We start from the raw sequence: 17,162 nt of genomic DNA, 5'->3' as shown, positions 1-17,162 counted from the left end.
ACTTTTACAAAGAAGCCAAATAACTTCTTTGCTGACCCCAACCAAGCCAATCGGCATGAATGAAGCTTTATTTGGTGCGGATGAAGAGACTCGAACTCTTACGCCTCGCGGCGCTGGAACCTAAATCCAGTGTGTCTACCAATTCCACCACATCCGCGAGTGAAGCTTTTAAAGCAAAGGCGCCAGACTGTTAATCTGGCGCCTTTCGAAATATGGGGTGGACGATGGGGATCGAACCCACGACAACGGGAGTCACAATCCCGTGCTCTACCAACTGAGCTACGCCCACCATATCGCGCTACTTGTGCCAATGCTGCCTAATGGCGCACCCGGCAGGACTCGAACCTGCGACCATCCGCTTAGAAGGCGGATGCTCTATCCAGCTGAGCTACGGGCGCCTTATTAATCTGTACCCTTGAAGGACTACAAACTAAATGCTTTCGAGTTTTGCAGAATCGTAATTCCGCTCGACCTTCTTAACCAGTGCTAGGCTGTGCCCGACAAGTGCGACGAATAGTATAGAGCGCCCCGAAGGTCGTCAAATCCTTTTTAAAAAAAATTCATTTAATTAAAGGGGTTAGGGGAATTTGCAGACCAAGCGCCTTTGCCCTCACCGCATGACATGCGAGAATGCGTTCTCTTTTTTTCCCCTCTCGATGGTTAATCACGCGCAATGACTGCACAACTAATCGACGGCAAATCGATCGCCGCGAGCCTGCGCCAGCAGATCGCCCAACGCGTCAACGAGCGTCGCCAGCAAGGCCTGCGCACGCCCGGCCTCGCGGTGATCCTGGTCGGCAGCGATCCTGCCTCTCAGGTTTATGTCTCGCACAAGCGTAAAGACTGTGAAGAGGTCGGCTTCCTTTCCCAAGCTTATGACCTGCCTTCCGAAACCACTCAAGAAGCGCTGACCGAGCTGATCGATCGCCTTAACGACGATCCGGCGATTGACGGCGTTCTGCTTCAGCTTCCTCTTCCTGAACACCTGGATGCTTCCAAATTGCTGGAGCGCATTCGTCCGGATAAAGACGTCGATGGCTTCCATCCTTACAACGTCGGCCGCCTGGCTCAGCGCATTCCCCTGCTGCGCCCATGCACTCCCAAAGGCATCATGACCTTGCTGGAAAGCACCGGTGCCGACTTGTACGGGATGAACGCCGTGGTGGTTGGTGCTTCCAACATTGTCGGTCGTCCGATGGCGATGGAGTTGTTGCTGGCCGGTTGCACGGTCACCGTTACCCACCGCTTCACCAAGGATCTGGCTGGCCACATCGGCCGTGCAGACCTGGTGGTGGTGGCCGCCGGCAAGCCGGGACTGGTCAAGGGTGAATGGATCAAGGAAGGCGCGATCGTGATCGACGTCGGCATCAACCGTCAGGATGACGGCAAACTGGTCGGTGACGTGATTTACGAAACCGCCCTGCCCCGCGCCGGCTGGATCACTCCGGTACCGGGCGGTGTTGGCCCGATGACGCGCGCCTGCCTGCTGGAAAACACACTATATGCAGCCGAAACCCTGCACAGCTGAGTCAAGATACAGACGTAGAAAATGACTCGAAGAACCCCGCTCATCGCGGGGTTCTTTTTGCCCGAAAAAAATCGACCATCCGCCGGAAAATTACATTTTTTTCATGTTTCAAAGGACTTTCACCAAGCGTTCGAACAACCATCGACAGTTATTCAGCCATACTCCAGAATGTCGCGCTTTTTAAGAAATAGCCCGTTACAAAACGGCTTATCAACACTTTATGAGTCTGCCAGCGTGAAAATCCGTCTTTCCATCCTGAGCCTATTTTTTGCTGTTACAGGGACATTCATCACGCCAATCGCCAGCGCTGGCGAAACCACCGCAGCGCCTCGAGATACCACGCAACTCAAGCTCGCTTCCGGCAGCTCCTTGCTGTTGGATATGGAGACCAACAAAGTCATCTACGCCAGCAATCCCGACGTGGTTGTGCCTATTGCATCCGTCAGCAAGCTGATGACCGGCCTCGTTGTGGTGGAAGCCCGGCAGAACATGGACGAATACATCGACATCAACATCAGCGACACACCGGAAATGAAAGGGGTGTACTCGCGGGTTAAACTGAGGAGCGAACTGCCGCGTCGGGAAATGCTGTTGATTGCCCTCATGTCCTCTGAGAACCGCGCCGCAGCAAGCCTGGCGCACCACTATCCGGGCGGCTATGCCGCATTCATTGCAGCGATGAACGCCAAGGCCCGGACGCTGGGCATGACCAATACCCATTTCGTCGAGCCGACCGGTCTTTCCCCGCGCAACGTATCGACCGCTCGCGACCTGAGCAAACTGTTGATCGCCGCGCATAAATACCCGCTGTTGACGGACTTGACCACGACCAAGGAAAAAACCGTCACCTTCCGCAAACCGGTATACAGCCTCGGTTTTCGCAACACTGACCACTTGGTCCGTAAGGACGACTGGGATATCCAGATAACCAAAACCGGTTTCACCAACGCAGCAGGTCACTGCCTGGTGCTGGTAACCCGGATGAGTAACCGCCCGGTTGCCCTGGTACTGCTTGACGCTTACGGCAAATACACCCACTTTGCCGACGCCGCGCGTATCCGCAATTGGGTTGAAACCGGCAAGAGCGCCGCCGTGGCTTCGGCAGCCTTGCAGTACAAATCCGACAAGAATCTCAAACAACGCCAGAGTGGCGTGATTGAAGCGTCCAAGTAAGCAGGCAACTGCCGCAAGCAAAAGCCCCGAACATTCGGGGCTTTTTTTCGTCAGCGATTAATCGTTGGGCAGCGGCATCTGATCGTCATCCGGAATGCCATCGCCTTTGCTCGGGTCTCGCCACCCCTGAGGATGTTCGGTTGGCACTACAGTGGGCCGTGCCAACGGATCGCGCATCGGACTGTCGGGGTCCATTACTGGGTCCGTATCCTGCTCGGGCGTGGTTGGCACGGTTTCCGGACGTTTGTCGTTGAAGCTCGAATCGGTAGACATACGCACCTCCATGGGACCTAGGGCTTCAGATCACCGAGTGGATCGTAGGGTTTGGCTGGAGCCTTGGAATCGTCGCCCGGCTTGACATCCCTGGGCGCCTTGGCCGGTCCGATGGGATCGACTTGGGGGTCTGCAAGGTCCGGGGAATCGGGATCGAAATCCAGCTCGTCGCCAGATGAATGCTCAGACGAGTGTGGGCCAGCGGGAGTATTGGAACGTGCCATGGACACCTCCTGGTGGCCCGATGAAAACCGGGCCTTATTCATCAGAGGCTGACACGATGCGGTGGTGCCCTGCGAGTGACGAACGGGCTTAATGCGCGATCAACGCTTTTTTCGCCCGGGCGGCTGCTTGTTCCTGTCCGGCCTGAGCGAGATCGCTGGCCGCCTTGAGCCAGCGTTGCTGATCGACGTTGGCCGGGATTTGCGTGGGTGACTGAATCAACACCGCCCATCCCCCCGCGTCTTTGAATGCCGATTCGAAAGAGCCGAAACTCATCAGCAATCGCTGATCCATGCCAGCGCGCAGCAGGACGGTCTGTTTCTGGCGGTTGTATCCACTCAAAATCGCGTAGCGTGGTTCGGCCCAAAGCGCCGAACCCTCACTGAAACGCACCATCACCGGAAAACCGGCCGCGACCTGGGTCAACAAGGCAGGCAGGTTGCTGTCGAGGGGATAGACCATCATTCCGTACTCACGGGCGAGGTTCTGCATGTTCTGTTGCAATTGCGCTTCGCCGCCCGGCAGATGCAATGGTTTGTCGAGCAAGCCCGGGGTGATCACGATGCCCTGCTGGGACAGCATGCTCGCCAGCACCTGCGGACCACTTTGATTAGCCACGCCCTTATAGAATCTGCCGCTGAGTTCGACACGCTCCGGCAAACGCTTGATCTCCGGAGAAACGCTCCCGGCGCATCCTGCCAGACTGGCAGCACATCCCACAATCAACGCCGCCGATAGAAATCGAGATATTAGCTGCACCATCATCACTCTCATGTTCAAGCGCCAGGCAATCGCATTCCCGGCTTGGCCGTCGATCATAGGACGCCACGCGCCAGCGGTATAGCCTTAACCGGCAGTTGATGGCATTGGATAGAGCGAACTGATTGGTCAAACGCGACCTTCGGTCAATAGCTTGAAACACGCCAGCGACTAGACTGTCACTTGCAAGGTGAGTGTGCCCGCTGCAGGGCAAAGAGGAGGCAACGATGAGCCTGACAATGACAATCGTGATGTTAATTTCCGGCTGGCTGGCCGTTGCCGCCGCCATGTTGTGGGGAGTTCTGCGCATTACCCGTCGGCACCATCACTCGGTTGAACCAGCGAAACCCGCCAAGCCCCCTCGCCGTCACGCCAGTGCCCACTGAGGTCCATGCCCGATTTACACCCTGTAGGAGCTTCCACAGGGTTCAGTGTGATTCGTTTTTTTGTAGACTTCGGCTTGCTGGCGATGTCGTCACCAAAATCGCAATCGCCATCAAGCCGGCGCCTACAAACTCAAACTAAGCCTCAGCCGCCACACGCTTCTGCCGGGCCCGGCGGGACATCATGTTCAACACTTCGATCGCAGCCGAGAAGGCCATGGCAGCGTAGACGTAGCCTTTCGGTACGTGGGCGCCGAAGCCTTCGGCGATCAACGTCATGCCAATCATGATCAAGAAGCCCAAGGCCAGCATCACCACGGTCGGGTTGTCGTTGATGAACTTGGCCAGCGGGTCAGCCGCAAGCAACATCACCAGCACCGACACCACCACCGCGATGATCATGATCGGCAAATGCTCGGTCATGCCGACCGCTGTAATAATGCTGTCGATGGAGAACACCATATCCAGCATCAGAATCTGACCGATTGCCGCGGCGAAGCCCAGGGTCACGGTCGACGTCGCCGATTTTGGATCTTCTGGAGCCGGGTCCATGCTGTGGTGGATCTCGGTGGTGGCCTTCCACAACAGGAACAAGCCACCGGCGATCAGAATCATGTCCTTCCAAGAGAACGCGTGGCCGAGAATCTCGATCACTGGCGCCGTCAACTGGACGATGAACGCGATGGTACTCAACAGGCCCAGTCGCAGGATCAGCGCCATGCCGATACCGATGCGTCGTGCCTTCTGCCGATGCTGCTCGGGCAGTTTGTTGGTCAGGATCGAGATGAAGATCAGGTTATCGATGCCAAGCACGATTTCCATCACTACCAGGGTGGCCAGGGCGACCCATGCGGTGGGGCTCGCGGCAAGTTGTAAGAGGTATTCCATGGGTCAGTCCTGACTCGCTGTAAGACGGTTTAGATTTCCTGGGAGGAAGATTCGGTTTTTTCCGCATCTTTTTCCGTTGATTCTTTTTTACTGATCAGCCCGCCAGTGGCATCGCTGAGTGCTTGCTCGGCAGCTTTGTGGGTATCGTCGATGGCCTGTTTGGCGCTTTCAGCAGCCTTGCCCATCAATTGCTGGGCACTTTTCTCCGCCTGGTCGCAACCGGCCAATACCAGTAAAGATGTGATCACCAGCGCCGTGGCTTTAAATTTCATGATGCTTCCCTCGATAACAAACGGCCCGAAACGATGGTCCGTTGATAGCGACGCATTCTAAGGAGGCGAACACTTCAGTAAAATTCGTATTTTTACCGCTTATACTTCGCTTTTTACGAACTGTAGACGACCATGCTGAATTATCGACAACTGCATTACTTCTGGGTGGTTGCCAAGACCGGCAGCATCGTGCGCGCCTGCGAGCAACTGAACCTGACGCCCCAGACCATCAGTGGACAGATCTCGCTGCTCGAACAGACCTATGGCATCGAGTTGTTCCGCCGTGTCGGCCGGCAATTGGAACTCACCGAGGCCGGACGGCAGACGCTGCCCTACGCCGAACAAATGTTTCAATTGGGCGGTGAACTGGAGTTGATGCTGCGGGCGCAGCCGAACGAGCAGCAAATTCTGTTTCGCGTCGGCGTGGCTGATGTGGTGCCGAAGTCAATCGTCTATCGCCTGATCGCGCCAACCATGGAGTTGCACGAGCCGCTGCGCATCACCTGTCGCGAAGACAAACTGGAGCGCCTGCTCGCCGACCTGGCGATCCAGCGCCTGGACCTGGTGATTTCCGACAGCCCCATGCCCTCGCATCTGGACATCAAGGGCTACAGTCAGAAACTTGGTGAATGTGGAATCACCTTCTTCGCCACCACCGCGCTGGCGGCGCGATACGGTCAGGATTTTCCGCGCAGCCTGCACGGCGCTCCGCTGCTGATTCCCGGCCCGGAAACCGTGGTACGCAGCCGCTTGCAGCGCTGGTTCGCCGAGCAACAAATCCAGCCGAAGATTGTCGGTGAGTTCGACGACAGCGCCTTGATGCAGGCCTTCGGTCAATCCGGCAGCGGGATTTTCATTGGACCGAGCGTGATCGCCGATGAAGTGAAACGCCAGTATGGCGTGGAAGTGATTGGCCAGACCGACGCGGTGAGCGAGTCGTTCTACGCCATTTCGGTTGAACGCAAGGTCAAGCACCCCGGCATTGTCGCTATTACCGAAGGTGCCCGACGCGAGCTGTTTACCGAACTGTGAAGCCTCAGGCGCAGACTTCGCGGGGCTTGAAAGTCATCAGCGCGATGGCCAACAGGATCGAAGCCAGGATAAACGCCGCCGCCGCGAAACCGAGGCCTTGCAGGCCAACGCTGTCGATGACCCGCCCGCCAATCATGGCGCCCAGACCAATCCCGAGGTTGGCCCCGGCAATGTTCAGCGACGCTGCGAACGCCGGCGCTTCCGGCGCCGCTTTCATCAAGCGCACATGGCTGACCAGGAATAACGCGGCCTGAGTCACGCCCCAAATGCCCATTGCGGCCGCCAGCCCCATCGGCGAATGAATGTTCGGCACCAGCGCCACCAGGCCGGCGATCATGAAGGCGCAGAACATCATCGAAGCCATCAGTGGATGACGGTCCACTGCGCGACCACCCAGCGAGTTACCGATCAGTCCGACCGCGCCGAAGCCCATCAAACACCAGCCAACCACGGTGCCGTTGAAACCGGCCAGCCGTTCAAGGATGTCCGCCAGATAGGTGTAGGCGGTGAACATGCCGCTGAACACGATCACCGACAGCAACACGTGACCGATCATCAACGGGCTGCGCAAGATCTTGAACTGTGAACGAAAGCTCACTTGATGCTGATGCAGACTGGTTTTCGGCAGATAGATAAACAGCAACAGCGCCTTGGCAAACGCGATCACCGCCAGAATGCCGAAGGCACTTCGCCAACCGAACGCATCGGAAATCAGCGTACCCACCGGAATGCCGAAGACCGTAGCGCAAACGATGCCGAAGCCGATCTTGGCAATCGCGCGTCCAGCGTAGTCCGGCCCGACGATGTCTACCGCCGTTTCGCTGGCCAGCGCCCAGAACACTGGTAGTCCCAGCGCCGGAATCAACCGGGCGAATGCCATCACCCAGATGTTCGGTGCGAGCGCCGCAAGGGTGTTGGCCAGACCGAACATGATCAGCACCGAGATGAACAACTTGCGCCGTTCGAAGCGGGCGAAAAACGCAGTGAGAAACGGCCCGAACGCGGCGACGGTGAAGGCAAACAGGGTCACCAGCAGACCCGCTTGCGGGATGCTGACATTAAGGTCGCGAGCAATGGCCGGCAACAGGCCGACGATGATGAATTCCGTGGTCAGCACCGTGAAACCGGCAGCGGACAACAGAAGAATGGGCAACAACCGCATGCAAAACTCCAGAAAACGACGACACCAGCGATAGCCCGAGGGCTCACTGGCAAACTTGAAAATGAGGATGGCGAAGCTTAACAGAGTGTTTCCGGGTGCGGTTGCACGAACCTGCAAATCGCGTTGAACACATGGGTGGCAGATCGTCACAGGTCTGAAGGATTGAGCCCACGCTGTGATAAAGTCCGCGCCCTGAAAAACGTACACCCTGCGGGCAATCACTGAACCTGTGGCGACGGAGCTTGCTCCCTCGCCACAGGGTAATCGGTGCTGACATTGTTCCCCTCCCGGTTTCCGCCAGCGGCCTGCCCTGTTTGTTGCCGCAAGCCTGTGAAACCATGCATTTATAAAAAATCAGAGATGCCGTTTTATGACCACTTCACCCTCGCTGTTGCAACGCCTCAAACGCTTGAGCCTGGTCACGCAAATCGTGATCGGCCTGGTCGCGGGGATTGCCTTGGCCCTGTTCGCGCCTGAAACGGCGAAGTCCACCGCGTTTATCGGCAAAGTGTTCGTCAGCGCGTTGAAAGCGGTCGCGCCGATTCTGGTGTTCGTGCTGGTCATGGCTTCCATCGCCAACCACAAGCACGGTCAGGAAACCCATATCCGGCCGATTCTGTTTCTGTATTTGCTTGGCACATTCGCCGCGGCGGTGGTCGCGGTGGTTGCCAGCATGATGTTTCCATCGAGCTTGGTGCTGTCGACCCATGACGTCGCGGTAACCGCGCCGGGCGGTATTGGCGAAGTCTTGCAGAGCCTATTGCTGAGCGTGGTCGATAACCCGGTGAGCGCGCTGATGAACGCCAACTTCATCGGCATTCTGGCGTGGGCTATCGGCATGGGCATTGCCATTCGACATGCCGGCGATACCACCCGTGAAGTGCTGGGCGATTTGTCCAATGGCGTGACCGTGATCGTGCGTCTGGTGATAAGCTTCGCACCGCTGGGGATCTTCGGCCTGGTGGCCTCGACCCTGGCCACTTCCGGTTTCGGTGCATTGATTGGCTACGCGCATCTGCTGGCCGTGTTGCTGGGCTGCATGCTGTTCGTGGCGCTGGTGATGAACCCGCTTATCGTGTTCTGGAAACTGCGCCGCAATCCATATCCGCTGGTGCTGACCTGCCTGCGTGAGAGCGGAATTACCGCGTTCTTCACTCGCAGTTCGGCGGCGAACATTCCGGTCAACCTGGAATTGAGCAAGCGCCTGGGTCTGCATGAAGACACCTACTCAGTCTCTATCCCGCTGGGCGCCACGATCAACATGGCCGGCGCGGCGATCACCATTACCGTGCTGACCCTGGCGGCGGTGCACACCCTGGGCATTGCCGTGGACATTCCGACGGCAATCCTGCTCAGCGTTGTTGCGGCGATCTGCGCCTGTGGCGCTTCGGGTGTGGCGGGCGGTTCGTTGCTGCTGATTCCTCTGGCGTGCAGTTTGTTCGGCATCCCGAGCGAAATCGCCATGCAGGTGGTGGCCGTTGGTTTCATTATTGGGGTATTGCAGGATTCGGCGGAGACGGCGCTGAACTCGTCTACCGATGTGCTGTTCACCGCGGCGGCTTGCCTGGGTGAAGAAGACAAAGCCCAACGATTGGCTTAACCCCTTTCTGTAGGAGCCCGGCTTGCTGGCGATGGCGATCTCAAGTGCGCAATCGCCAGCAAGCCGGTTCCCACAGAGGCAAAAAACCCGCCAAGGCAAACACCTTGGCGGGTTTTTTGTACCTGGGCGGTTTAGAACGCGCCCATGTAATCGCGCTTGCCCACTTCCACACCGTTGTGACGCAGCAGTGCGTAGGTGGTGGTGACGTGGAAGAAGAATTGCGGCAGGCCGTAGCTCAGCAGGTAAGCCTGGCCACTGAAGCGCTTCTCTTTCGGCGTACCCGGACGGGTGACGATTTCGATGCCTTCCTTGCCGTTGATCTGCTCAGGCGTGAACTCGCCGATATAGGCCAGGACCTTGGCGATCAGCGCTTGCAGCTCGGCGAAGGTGGTTTCGGTGTCTTCGTACTTCGGCACTTCAACTTCGGCCAGACGCGAAGAAACGCCTTTGGCGAAGTCAACGGCGATCTGCACCTGACGCACCAGCGGGAACATGTCCGGGTACAGGCGAGCCTGCAGGAATGCGTTCGGGTCGATGTTTTTCGCGGTGGCGTGGGCTTCGGCCTTGTTCAATACATCGCTCAGGGCGTTGAGCATTTGTTTGAAAACAGGGACGGAAGCGTCGTACAGGGAAATGGTCATGGCAGTCTCATGTGATGACAGGAGGGAAACGTGGGCCGATTATAGCCATGCCGGCCCCTCCTGCGGCTTGTCTTTTATCTGGCAAGTATTAGGCTAGGCGGCTTCGACGACATGCTTCGACTGCATAGGGAAAAGCGCGATGAGCACTGAACAAGAACAGCCTTTCGACGAACCGCGCCTCAACAGCACAGAAATCCGCATTCTGGGGTCGTTGATCGAAAAACAGGCCACCAGCCCGGAAACCTATCCGCTGACCCTCAATGCCCTGGTAATAGCCTGCAATCAGAAAACCAGCCGCGAACCAGTCATGAACCTGACCCAGGGTCAGGTCGGCCAAAGCCTGCGCGCCCTTGAAGGTCGCGGTTTCACTAAATTGGTGATGGGCAGCCGCGCGGATCGCTGGGAGCACAAGGTCGATAAGGCACTGGAGCTGGTGCCAGCTCAAGTAGTTCTGGCGGGATTGCTGTTCCTGCGTGGTCCGCAGACGGTCAATGAACTGCTGACCCGCAGCGGCCGCATGCATGATTTTGAAGATGCCGAACAGGTGGTACATCAGCTCGAGCGCCTGATTGCCCGTGGTCTGGCGCTGCTGATTCCGCGCCAGGCCGGTCAGCGTGAAGACCGGTATATGCATGCGCTGGGTGATCCGGCGGATATCGACGCAATTCTTGCGGCGCGGCAAAACCCGGTCGAGCGCGGCGGTGGCAGCGGCGTTTCCGTTGAGCGGATCGAAGAACTCGAGGCGCGGATCGCGGCGCTGGAAGAGCGGTTGGCGCGGCTCGAGTAACCGTTTTCAACTGACTCAAATAACCCCGTGGCGAGGGAGCTTTCTCCCTCGCCACAAGTTCGAGCGCTTTCGGCTCAATTACTCCCCATCCCAGTAATCCACACCATCCCCCGGCCGAGCCACCGCGACAAATCCCGAAGCATTGCCCTCGGCATCGACCTTGAAATCCGATGGGGAAACCTCGTTGATCTTGTTGTCAGGCAACCAGCTTCAGCTCCGGGCAAACGCCACCGCTTTCTGAAACTGCTCTTCCGTCGGCCGAACGCCGGTGTAAAGCACAAACTGCTCCAGCGCCTGGATCGCGATCACTTCCAGCCCCGTGATCACTTTCTTGCCTTCGGCACGACCACGCACGATCAGCGGTGTTTCCGAGGGAATCGCCACCACATCAAAGACAATCTCCGCCGCCACAATGACTTCGGCATCAAATGCCAACTGACCGGCTTCCGGCCCGCCATCCATGCCAACCGGCGTGACGTTGATCAGCATTTGCGGGCGTCGGGCGCCCAACACTGCCTGCCATTCATAATCCAGCGAATCAGCCAGCGCCCGGCCAGCGCCCTCGTTACGGGCCACGATCAGACCGTTTTTGTAACCACCATCACGCAGGGCACTGGCCACAGCCTTGGCCATGCCACCGCTGCCGCGCAGGGCAAACGTGGTGTCCTTGGGCACTTCGTGGGTTTGCAGTAGTTGCGCAATGGCAATGTAATCGGTGTTGTAGGCCTTGAGATGGCCCTGGGTATTGACGATGGTATTGATCGATTGAATGGCGGCGGCAGAGGTGTCCAGCTCATCAACCAGCGCAATACACGCTTCCTTGAATGGCATCGACACGCCACAGCCGCGAATGCCCAGAGCTCGAATGCCGCCGACAGCACCCGGCAGGTCCTGGCTACTGAAGGCCTTGTAGTAGAAATTCAGCCCCAACTGTTCATACAGATGATTGTGAAATCGCAGGCCAAAGTTGCCCGGACGTCCGGAGAGGGACATGCACAGTTGCGTGTCTTTGTTGGGGTTCATCTGCATCTGAAGCTCCTTCCAATGCACTTTCGGATGGACGGGATTAGCCAGTCCACCCTGTTCTGATCGATAGTATTCCGGTACCGGTTCGCACCATCAAATGACTGTAAGCAAGCGGGTACAGACCTTACACAAAATTTACCCAGCGGCTGTGCTGATTTTGCAAAAAACGCTGTCTTAGAAGTATCCCCGCGACAATCCTTGGGTCTATTGCAGACACAAGCGCCGGGTCGAAGAACCGAGGAATTATCATGATCCGTAAAATCCCCACAGTAGCCTTGCTGATCGGCGCTCTCGCTGTCGCAGGACAGGCCCAGGCCCATGGCGGTGGTGGTAATGACGCGGCGGTATTTGGCGCGATCGTCGGTACGGCCATCGTCGGCTCGGCCCTGATCAACGCCAACCGGCCGGTGTATGTCGCGCCACAGCCGGTTTATGCACAACCGGTCTACGCCCAACCCGCGCCGGTCTATGTTGCACCGCCGCCGGTTTACTACCAGCCAGCGCCGGTGTATGTGCAGCAGCCGACCTATTATCGTCCGGCGCCGGTTTACTACGGACCACCCCGCGGCTATTACGGCCCGCCTCGCGGGTACTATGGCCCTCCACACGGATATGGCCACTATTAATAGTCTGTAGGAGCCCTACAAGGGTTGACTAACAAGCCCCGCCTTTCGAGCGGGGCTTTTTCATGCCCGTTCGTCGCTGCAGGTCTGAATAAATCTCGCCAATGTCGCTATCGGGACAGTCCCTGCAGTTGAAGTTGGCAAGATTGATTCGCCCGTCACCTCGGGGACAACGGTCATATTTATGTCATGTCAGGTCCGCAAGCTTGGACCTGTCCGCCAGTAACAGGTCGATAACAACAAGGACGAACCTTATGCCCACACAAAACCCGCACCGCATTGTCGGCCTGTGCACGTCAAGCAAGGTGTACAACGCCCTGACCGAGCTCAAGCACCTGGAAGGTCATCGCTGCGCCAAGTTTCTCTCGCTGCTGACGCAGAACCTGGTGCGCAAAGGCCTGCTCAATGAGCAGGAAGTGGTCCACATGCTCGATCAGGTAGTCGACTGAGCGACAGACGGTCACTTGGCCTCAACGGCGTCAATGACCACTATCGAAAAGCGTGATTGTCCGTAAAAGCGCCCCGCCCGTAAGGTAGCTCCATAGATTGATGGAGGTCCCTCATGATGTCCCAGATTCAGATCATGTCCGTTATCGGCAGCGCCGTTCCCGCATCGCTCAGAGAGCTTGGACTGCTCGCCTGTTGGTACCTGGTACAGGACGGCGAGGCAATCAGCGGCCCGCTCACTTCACTGCCGGCGGCACAAGCCTTGTCGCAGCGTATCGGCACAGACCAGACAGCCAAGTTCAGCGCCTAAGGCAACTGAACCCGCGGTTTGGTTTCGATGAAAATCGCCCAGCTCGACATGAACAACGCGGCGATCAGCGGGCCGATCACAAAGCCGTTGAGGCCAAAAATCGCCAGGCCACCCAAGGTCGAGATGAGGATCAGGTAGTCCGGCATCTTTGTGTCCTTGCCCACAAGGATTGGTCGCAGCACATTGTCCACCAGGCCGATTACGAAAATCCCGAACAACCCCAGCACCACGCCCTGCCAGATCGCCCCGGTGAACAGGAAAAACGCCGCCACCGGCGCCCAGACAATCCCCGCCCCCACCGCTGGCAGCAGCGATAGAAACGCCATCAACACGGCCCAGAGCAACGAGCTCGGGATATCCAGAAACCAGAAAATCAAACCGCCCAGCGCGCCTTGTGTGATCGCCACCAGCAGGTTGCCCTTCACAGTGGCCCGCACTACGCGATTGAATTTGAGTTGCAAGCGGCGTTTCTGATGTTCCTGCAGCGGTACGGCGGAGCGAACCTTGCGGGCCAGTTCGGCGCCGTCTCGCAGAAAAAAGAACAGCAGGTAAAGCATGATGAAAAAGCTCACCACAAAATCAAACGTGCCCTGGCCTACAGTGAAGACTTGGGTGGCGACAAACTCATTGCCCGTAACCGCACTCTTGATGATTTTCTCCCGCAGCCCATCCAGCTCGCCGACCCCGAACCGATCCAGCAAGTGCTGAAAGTACGGTGGCAGGCTGTGCTTGAAATGTGACACGTAACCGGCAATGTCCAGCTCGCCGTTTTCAATGCTTTTGTAAAGCGCCGCCCCTTCCTGAACCAGCAAAAAGCTGAGGATGATCACCGGCAGGATCGCGATCACCAGACAGATAGTCAGGGTCAGTAGCGAGGTGATGTTGCGCTGCCAGCCGAACTTCAATTGCATCCGGCGCTGCAGCGGCGCAAAGAGGATGCCGAGGATCACTGCCCAGAACACCGCACCGTAAAACGGCAGCAGAATCCAGATAAAGGCGATGCTCACCAGGCCCAGTAAAATCGTCAGCGATTTGTCGTGTAGTGTCTCTTCGTTCATGTTCGATCCATGTCAGTCCGCCGGAACGCAATGTTGCGTCCTGATGCTTAGGCCGCCACGGCTCGCGCGAGTGCCATCCGTTTATTCAACAAGCATAGATCCAGATCAATAAATTCTCGGGGCAAGGCATTTACCCCTCGCCAGCTTTGCGAATCGATCGAAGTCGCGCGAAACATCAACATTCGGTAACCCCCTGCGGCAGCTTCTACAGGGGCGGACGATTGGCGGTTTGCGCGATCGACACCGTATCGCGGTTTTGTCAGGCGAACTCTTCGCGCAACATCGCCACAAACGCCTCTCGCGCCGGGTGCACCCCGGCGTTTTCATGCCAGTAGAACAGGTTTTCGATGGCCGTCAGTTCAGGGAATTCGTAGCCCACGCAACCGGCGCCCTTGGCGTATTGATCGAACACGCCTTTGGGCACCAGCGCCACTCCCGCCCCGGCGCTGACACAACCGACAATCGCGCCATAACTGGCCAGGCTCACTATCGGCAGCGCCTGGCCGTGACGCAGCAACCAATGTTCAAGCGCCGCACGGTATGGACAGCCTTGGGGCCACATAAATACAGTCTTGTCGTGCAAATCCGCCATGTCTTGCACCGGCCCCAACGACGTCGAGGCAATCAGCAGCAAGTCTTCGCGGTACATCGGTGTGCGCTTGAGGTGGGAGCGCTCGACATCGACCGCGACGATCGCGCCGTCGAGCCGATGACTCAGCGTGTCATCCAGCAACTGCCCCCAGGTGCCAGTGGTCAGTTCCAGCGCCACCGCGGGGTAACGCTTGTGAAATTTTGCCAACAATCGCGGCAAGCGTCCGGTAGCTGAAGACTCGATGGCGCCGATGCGCAATGGCCCGGAAGGATCAGCTGCCGGGTCGACTGCGCGTTTGGCTTCCGCGGTCAGGGCCAGAATTTTCGAGGCGTAGGCGAGGAAGGTTTGCCCTGACGCACTGATGCGCAACCCACGGCCCTCGCGCAGAAACAGCGCGACACCCAGTTCCGCTTCGAGCGACTTGATCCGCGCCGTGATATTCGACGGCACGCAATTGAGCACTTCAGCAGCGCGGGTGATGCTGCCGACCTCGGCAACGGTCTTGAACATGCGAATCTGCGACAGCTCCATACATCACCCAAAGTGAACGTTAACCGCAGTATAAGTCAGTTGTGGCGAACGATCCCAATTCAGATAATCGGTGTATCTGCCCATCGGTGCACCGCCATGAACGCCCCACCGCCCTCCTTCGCTTCCCCCCTGAAAATCACTCTGGCCATGGCGTTCGTCGTGGCCTGTTGGGGGTATTCCCCGACCGGCATCCATATCGGCTTGCAAGCCTATGATCCGGTGCATCTGGCCCTTTTGCGTTTCTTGCTGGCCTCGGTGTTCATGGCCGTGGTTGCGCTGTTCAAAGGTATTAGCCTTCCCAGACTGCGCGATGTTCCGTTGCTGTTCGGGCTGGGCTTCTTTGCGGTGAGCCTGCATCACGTCGCAATCAACTTTGGCCAGCAAGGTGTCAGCGCCGGCGCCTCCAGCGTGCTGGCACAGACCACGCCCCTGTTTAGCACCTTGCTCGCGCGATTCGTGTTCAAAGACCGGGTGAGCGCTTGGCGCTGGGGTTGCGTGATCCTGGGATTGCTCGGCGTGGTGACTGTGGTCGCAGGCGATCACGGCCTCGGCAGCATTGATGCCCACGGCTTGCTGATCCTGTTGGCGGCGCTTTCCTGGAGTCTGTATTTCGCGTTGCAAAAGCATCACACCGGACGTTATGACGGGTTGACGCTGGTGTGTTACACGGTCTGGTCGGGAACGCTGTTGCTGTTGATCTTTCTGCCGGGCCTGGCGGATCAGGTGGTCACTACGCCATTGAACGTTCAGTTTGCGGTGATTGCCCTGGGGGTTTTCCCCAGCGCACTGGCGTATCTCGCCTGGGCGTATGTACTGGCTCACGTGGACTTGAGCCGGGCGACGATGACCCTGTATCTGGTGCCACCAATGGCGATGGCGATAGCGTCCGTTGGCTTGGGCGAGCGGCCGACGCTGATGGTAGGGTTTGGTGGATTGGTGGTGTTGATCAGTGTGCTGGCATTGAATCTGGAGCGCAGAGCGGTGGTCCAGGTGGCGCGGATTTGATCAGCCCAGATCTCTGTGGGCGCGAACCTGCTCGCGATGACGGATTGCCAGTCGACATCATTGTTGGATGTTAAACCGCTATCGCGAGTTGGCTCGCTCCCACAGGGGTTGCAGTACTGCTGAATATCAACCTGCCGAAAAGCGGTCGCGGCTGTTGGTCAAATGCAGCCACATCGCCGCGCGTGCCGCGTCCGGGTCCTGGCGCTTGATGGCATTGAGGATCGCCTCGTGCTCAAGATTGGCCAGTTGTCCCAGCTTGCTCAAATCCACCGCGCCGCGCTCGGCGGCATTGACGCGGGTTCGCGGAATCATGGAGCTGCCCAGGTGCTGCATGATTTCGCTGAAACACACATTGCCCGTGGCTTCGGCGATCAGCAGATGAAAGCGCCGGTCGGCCTCGACGCAACTGTCATTGTTGGCCAGCAGGTCTTGATAGTCGTCGAGTGCCTGGCGCATCTGCGCCAATTGTTGATCGCTGCGGCGCACGGCAGCCAGCGCCGCGGCCTGGGTTTCCAGGCCCATGCGCAACTCCAGAATGCTGCGCACCCCGAGCGCGGTATCGACGTTCAGTCGCAAGCCCTGCTCCGGCGCACGCTCAATGACGAACGTGCCGATGCCGTGACGGGTTTCCACCAGACCGGATGCCTGCAACTTCGAGATAGCCTCACGGACCACCGTGCGACTGACCCCGTGCTCCTGAACAATCGTGTTTTCCGACGGCAACTTGTCACCGGGCAACAGCTGACCGAGCAGGATGCGCTGGGTCAATCTGGTCACCAGTTCATGGGCCAGATTGTGGCTGCGCTTGCGGGCAGGCGCATCGAGGTCTTCTTGCATGGGAATCTTCCGA

Annotated in this window: 21 protein-coding genes, 3 tRNA genes and 1 pseudogene; 10 read left to right on the top strand and 15 right to left on the bottom strand. The window is 58.0% G+C overall.

All coding sequences use genetic code 11. The annotated features are described in order from the left end of the window. Positions 1 to 72: 72 nt before the first annotated feature. From ABVN21_RS05270 to ABVN21_RS05260, 3 genes are all read right to left on the bottom strand, one after another. Positions 73 to 157 (bottom strand) — tRNA-Leu (locus tag ABVN21_RS05270). Positions 158 to 213: 56 nt separating this feature from the next. Next, positions 214 to 289 (bottom strand) — tRNA-His (locus tag ABVN21_RS05265). A gap of 32 nt (positions 290 to 321) precedes the next feature. After that, positions 322 to 398: transfer RNA gene (locus ABVN21_RS05260), tRNA-Arg, on the bottom strand. A gap of 275 nt (positions 399 to 673) precedes the next feature. Between ABVN21_RS05260 and folD the strand changes: the two genes are divergently transcribed. Together folD and pbpG are read left to right on the top strand one after the other, a co-directional pair. Then, entirely contained in the window at positions 674 to 1,528 is an 855-nt protein-coding gene (gene folD / locus ABVN21_RS05255) for a bifunctional methylenetetrahydrofolate dehydrogenase/methenyltetrahydrofolate cyclohydrolase FolD (RefSeq protein ID WP_339552960.1), read from the top strand. 234 nt (positions 1,529 to 1,762) lie between these two features. Next, the gene (gene pbpG, locus ABVN21_RS05250) at positions 1,763 to 2,701 is read left to right on the top strand and encodes a D-alanyl-D-alanine endopeptidase (protein WP_339553121.1); all 939 of its coding nucleotides are present in this window, start codon (positions 1,763 to 1,765) and stop codon (positions 2,699 to 2,701) included. A gap of 57 nt (positions 2,702 to 2,758) precedes the next feature. Here pbpG and ABVN21_RS05245 read toward each other — a convergent pair whose 3' ends face one another. The 3 genes from ABVN21_RS05245 to ABVN21_RS05235 form a co-directional block, all read right to left on the bottom strand. After that, positions 2,759 to 2,974, bottom strand: a complete 216-nt coding sequence (locus ABVN21_RS05245) for a hypothetical protein (RefSeq protein ID WP_339552959.1) — start codon at positions 2,972 to 2,974, stop codon at positions 2,759 to 2,761. A 17-nt stretch (positions 2,975 to 2,991) separates the two neighbouring features. Beyond that, the gene (locus ABVN21_RS05240) at positions 2,992 to 3,198 is read right to left on the bottom strand and encodes a DUF6021 family protein (RefSeq protein ID WP_339552958.1); all 207 of its coding nucleotides are present in this window, start codon (positions 3,196 to 3,198) and stop codon (positions 2,992 to 2,994) included. A gap of 88 nt (positions 3,199 to 3,286) precedes the next feature. Beyond that, positions 3,287 to 4,015, bottom strand: coding sequence for a peptidase C39 family protein (locus ABVN21_RS05235; RefSeq protein ID WP_339552957.1), 729 nt, complete (start codon positions 4,013 to 4,015; stop codon positions 3,287 to 3,289). 167 nt (positions 4,016 to 4,182) lie between these two features. Between ABVN21_RS05235 and ABVN21_RS05230 the strand changes: the two genes are divergently transcribed. Beyond that, the gene (locus ABVN21_RS05230; protein ID WP_339552956.1) at positions 4,183 to 4,341 is read left to right on the top strand and encodes a hypothetical protein; all 159 of its coding nucleotides are present in this window, start codon (positions 4,183 to 4,185) and stop codon (positions 4,339 to 4,341) included. 135 nt (positions 4,342 to 4,476) lie between these two features. Here the strand turns inward: ABVN21_RS05230 and ABVN21_RS05225 are convergent, their stop codons facing one another. Further along, on the bottom strand, positions 4,477 to 5,226 hold the full coding sequence (locus ABVN21_RS05225; RefSeq protein WP_056854746.1) for a TerC family protein: 750 nt from the start codon (positions 5,224 to 5,226) through the stop codon (positions 4,477 to 4,479). Positions 5,227 to 5,255: 29 nt separating this feature from the next. Continuing rightward, positions 5,256 to 5,498, bottom strand: coding sequence for a hypothetical protein (locus tag ABVN21_RS05220; protein WP_339552955.1), 243 nt, complete (start codon positions 5,496 to 5,498; stop codon positions 5,256 to 5,258). Positions 5,499 to 5,630: 132 nt separating this feature from the next. Between ABVN21_RS05220 and nhaR the strand changes: the two genes are divergently transcribed. After that, positions 5,631 to 6,530, top strand: coding sequence for a transcriptional activator NhaR (gene nhaR / locus ABVN21_RS05215; protein WP_339552954.1), 900 nt, complete (start codon positions 5,631 to 5,633; stop codon positions 6,528 to 6,530). Positions 6,531 to 6,534: 4 nt separating this feature from the next. On the opposite strand, the gene ABVN21_RS05210 is transcribed toward nhaR, so the two are convergent. Next, positions 6,535 to 7,692 carry an MFS transporter gene (locus ABVN21_RS05210; protein WP_339552953.1) on the bottom strand — a complete coding sequence of 386 codons (1,158 nt, stop codon included), beginning with the start codon at positions 7,690 to 7,692 and terminating at the stop codon, positions 6,535 to 6,537. 370 nt (positions 7,693 to 8,062) lie between these two features. Between ABVN21_RS05210 and sstT the strand changes: the two genes are divergently transcribed. Next, the gene (gene sstT / locus ABVN21_RS05205) at positions 8,063 to 9,292 is read left to right on the top strand and encodes a serine/threonine transporter SstT (RefSeq protein ID WP_339552952.1); all 1,230 of its coding nucleotides are present in this window, start codon (positions 8,063 to 8,065) and stop codon (positions 9,290 to 9,292) included. A 131-nt stretch (positions 9,293 to 9,423) separates the two neighbouring features. Here sstT and ABVN21_RS05200 read toward each other — a convergent pair whose 3' ends face one another. Then, positions 9,424 to 9,933: a DUF1993 domain-containing protein gene (locus tag ABVN21_RS05200; protein WP_339552951.1), complete on the bottom strand. Its 510-nt coding sequence runs from the start codon at positions 9,931 to 9,933 to the stop codon at positions 9,424 to 9,426. 139 nt (positions 9,934 to 10,072) lie between these two features. On the opposite strand from ABVN21_RS05200, the gene ABVN21_RS05195 reads away from it, so the two are divergent. Then, positions 10,073 to 10,720 (top strand): DUF480 domain-containing protein, encoded by a 648-nt coding sequence (locus ABVN21_RS05195; protein ID WP_339552950.1) that lies wholly within the window; start codon positions 10,073 to 10,075, stop codon positions 10,718 to 10,720. Between the two features lie 78 nt (positions 10,721 to 10,798). Here the strand turns inward: ABVN21_RS05195 and ABVN21_RS05190 are convergent. Together ABVN21_RS05190 and ABVN21_RS05185 are read right to left on the bottom strand one after the other, a co-directional pair. After that, positions 10,799 to 10,888 (bottom strand): annotated as a pseudogene (locus ABVN21_RS05190) (cupin); the annotation flags it as partial. A gap of 42 nt (positions 10,889 to 10,930) precedes the next feature. Further along, positions 10,931 to 11,749 (bottom strand): shikimate 5-dehydrogenase, encoded by an 819-nt coding sequence (locus ABVN21_RS05185; protein ID WP_339552949.1) that lies wholly within the window; start codon positions 11,747 to 11,749, stop codon positions 10,931 to 10,933. Positions 11,750 to 11,994: 245 nt separating this feature from the next. Here ABVN21_RS05185 and ABVN21_RS05180 point away from each other — a divergent pair, with 245 nt between their 5' ends. The 3 genes from ABVN21_RS05180 (at position 11,995) to ABVN21_RS05170 (ending at position 13,126) form a co-directional block, all read left to right on the top strand. Further along, positions 11,995 to 12,372 (top strand): hypothetical protein, encoded by a 378-nt coding sequence (locus ABVN21_RS05180; RefSeq protein WP_339552948.1) that lies wholly within the window; start codon positions 11,995 to 11,997, stop codon positions 12,370 to 12,372. A gap of 251 nt (positions 12,373 to 12,623) precedes the next feature. Next, positions 12,624 to 12,818 carry a hypothetical protein gene (locus tag ABVN21_RS05175; protein WP_339552947.1) on the top strand — a complete coding sequence of 65 codons (195 nt, stop codon included), beginning with the start codon at positions 12,624 to 12,626 and terminating at the stop codon, positions 12,816 to 12,818. A 116-nt stretch (positions 12,819 to 12,934) separates the two neighbouring features. Next, positions 12,935 to 13,126 carry a hypothetical protein gene (locus tag ABVN21_RS05170; protein WP_339553120.1) on the top strand — a complete coding sequence of 64 codons (192 nt, stop codon included), beginning with the start codon at positions 12,935 to 12,937 and terminating at the stop codon, positions 13,124 to 13,126. On the opposite strand, the gene ABVN21_RS05165 is transcribed toward ABVN21_RS05170, so the two are convergent. Both ABVN21_RS05165 and ABVN21_RS05160 read right to left on the bottom strand, forming a co-directional pair. Beyond that, a complete protein-coding gene (locus ABVN21_RS05165; RefSeq protein WP_339552946.1) occupies positions 13,123 to 14,184 on the bottom strand; it encodes an AI-2E family transporter in 1,062 nt (353 codons plus the stop codon). The genes ABVN21_RS05170 and ABVN21_RS05165 overlap by 4 nt on opposite strands. Positions 14,185 to 14,443: 259 nt before the next feature. Then, positions 14,444 to 15,307: a LysR substrate-binding domain-containing protein gene (locus ABVN21_RS05160; protein WP_339552945.1), complete on the bottom strand. Its 864-nt coding sequence runs from the start codon at positions 15,305 to 15,307 to the stop codon at positions 14,444 to 14,446. Positions 15,308 to 15,403: 96 nt separating this feature from the next. Here ABVN21_RS05160 and ABVN21_RS05155 point away from each other — a divergent pair, with 96 nt between their 5' ends. Then, positions 15,404 to 16,312, top strand: coding sequence for a DMT family transporter (locus ABVN21_RS05155; protein WP_339552944.1), 909 nt, complete (start codon positions 15,404 to 15,406; stop codon positions 16,310 to 16,312). Positions 16,313 to 16,438: 126 nt separating this feature from the next. Here the strand turns inward: ABVN21_RS05155 and ABVN21_RS05150 are convergent, their stop codons facing one another. Next, a complete protein-coding gene (locus ABVN21_RS05150) occupies positions 16,439 to 17,149 on the bottom strand; it encodes a FadR/GntR family transcriptional regulator (protein ID WP_339552943.1) in 711 nt (236 codons plus the stop codon). Positions 17,150 to 17,162 lie beyond the last annotated feature (13 nt).

This window comes from Pseudomonas sp. MYb327 (genome assembly GCF_040438925.1).
Classification (GTDB): domain Bacteria; phylum Pseudomonadota; class Gammaproteobacteria; order Pseudomonadales; family Pseudomonadaceae; genus Aquipseudomonas.
The sequence above is the reverse complement of the archived record's forward strand: the minus strand, read 5'-3'. Positions and strand labels throughout refer to the sequence as shown.

Coding starts and splice junctions, on each gene's coding strand:
- folD (WP_339552960.1), top strand. CDS start 674: ATGACTGCACAACTAATCGACGGCAAATCGATCGCCGCGAGCCTGCGC.
- ABVN21_RS05245 (WP_339552959.1), bottom strand. CDS start 2,974: ATGTCTACCGATTCGAGCTTCAACGACAAACGTCCGGAAACCGTGCCA.
- ABVN21_RS05240 (WP_339552958.1), bottom strand. CDS start 3,198: ATGGCACGTTCCAATACTCCCGCTGGCCCACACTCGTCTGAGCATTCA.
- ABVN21_RS05235 (WP_339552957.1), bottom strand. CDS start 4,015: ATGATCGACGGCCAAGCCGGGAATGCGATTGCCTGGCGCTTGAACATG.
- ABVN21_RS05230 (WP_339552956.1), top strand. CDS start 4,183: ATGAGCCTGACAATGACAATCGTGATGTTAATTTCCGGCTGGCTGGCC.
- ABVN21_RS05225 (WP_056854746.1), bottom strand. CDS start 5,226: ATGGAATACCTCTTACAACTTGCCGCGAGCCCCACCGCATGGGTCGCC.
- ABVN21_RS05220 (WP_339552955.1), bottom strand. CDS start 5,498: ATGAAATTTAAAGCCACGGCGCTGGTGATCACATCTTTACTGGTATTG.
- nhaR (WP_339552954.1), top strand. CDS start 5,631: ATGCTGAATTATCGACAACTGCATTACTTCTGGGTGGTTGCCAAGACC.
- ABVN21_RS05210 (WP_339552953.1), bottom strand. CDS start 7,692: ATGCGGTTGTTGCCCATTCTTCTGTTGTCCGCTGCCGGTTTCACGGTG.
- sstT (WP_339552952.1), top strand. CDS start 8,063: ATGACCACTTCACCCTCGCTGTTGCAACGCCTCAAACGCTTGAGCCTG.
- ABVN21_RS05200 (WP_339552951.1), bottom strand. CDS start 9,933: ATGACCATTTCCCTGTACGACGCTTCCGTCCCTGTTTTCAAACAAATG.
- ABVN21_RS05195 (WP_339552950.1), top strand. CDS start 10,073: ATGAGCACTGAACAAGAACAGCCTTTCGACGAACCGCGCCTCAACAGC.
- ABVN21_RS05185 (WP_339552949.1), bottom strand. CDS start 11,749: ATGCAGATGAACCCCAACAAAGACACGCAACTGTGCATGTCCCTCTCC.
- ABVN21_RS05180 (WP_339552948.1), top strand. CDS start 11,995: ATGATCCGTAAAATCCCCACAGTAGCCTTGCTGATCGGCGCTCTCGCT.
- ABVN21_RS05175 (WP_339552947.1), top strand. CDS start 12,624: ATGCCCACACAAAACCCGCACCGCATTGTCGGCCTGTGCACGTCAAGC.
- ABVN21_RS05170 (WP_339553120.1), top strand. CDS start 12,935: ATGTCCCAGATTCAGATCATGTCCGTTATCGGCAGCGCCGTTCCCGCA.
- ABVN21_RS05165 (WP_339552946.1), bottom strand. CDS start 14,184: ATGAACGAAGAGACACTACACGACAAATCGCTGACGATTTTACTGGGC.
- ABVN21_RS05160 (WP_339552945.1), bottom strand. CDS start 15,307: ATGGAGCTGTCGCAGATTCGCATGTTCAAGACCGTTGCCGAGGTCGGC.
- ABVN21_RS05155 (WP_339552944.1), top strand. CDS start 15,404: ATGAACGCCCCACCGCCCTCCTTCGCTTCCCCCCTGAAAATCACTCTG.
- ABVN21_RS05150 (WP_339552943.1), bottom strand. CDS start 17,149: ATGCAAGAAGACCTCGATGCGCCTGCCCGCAAGCGCAGCCACAATCTG.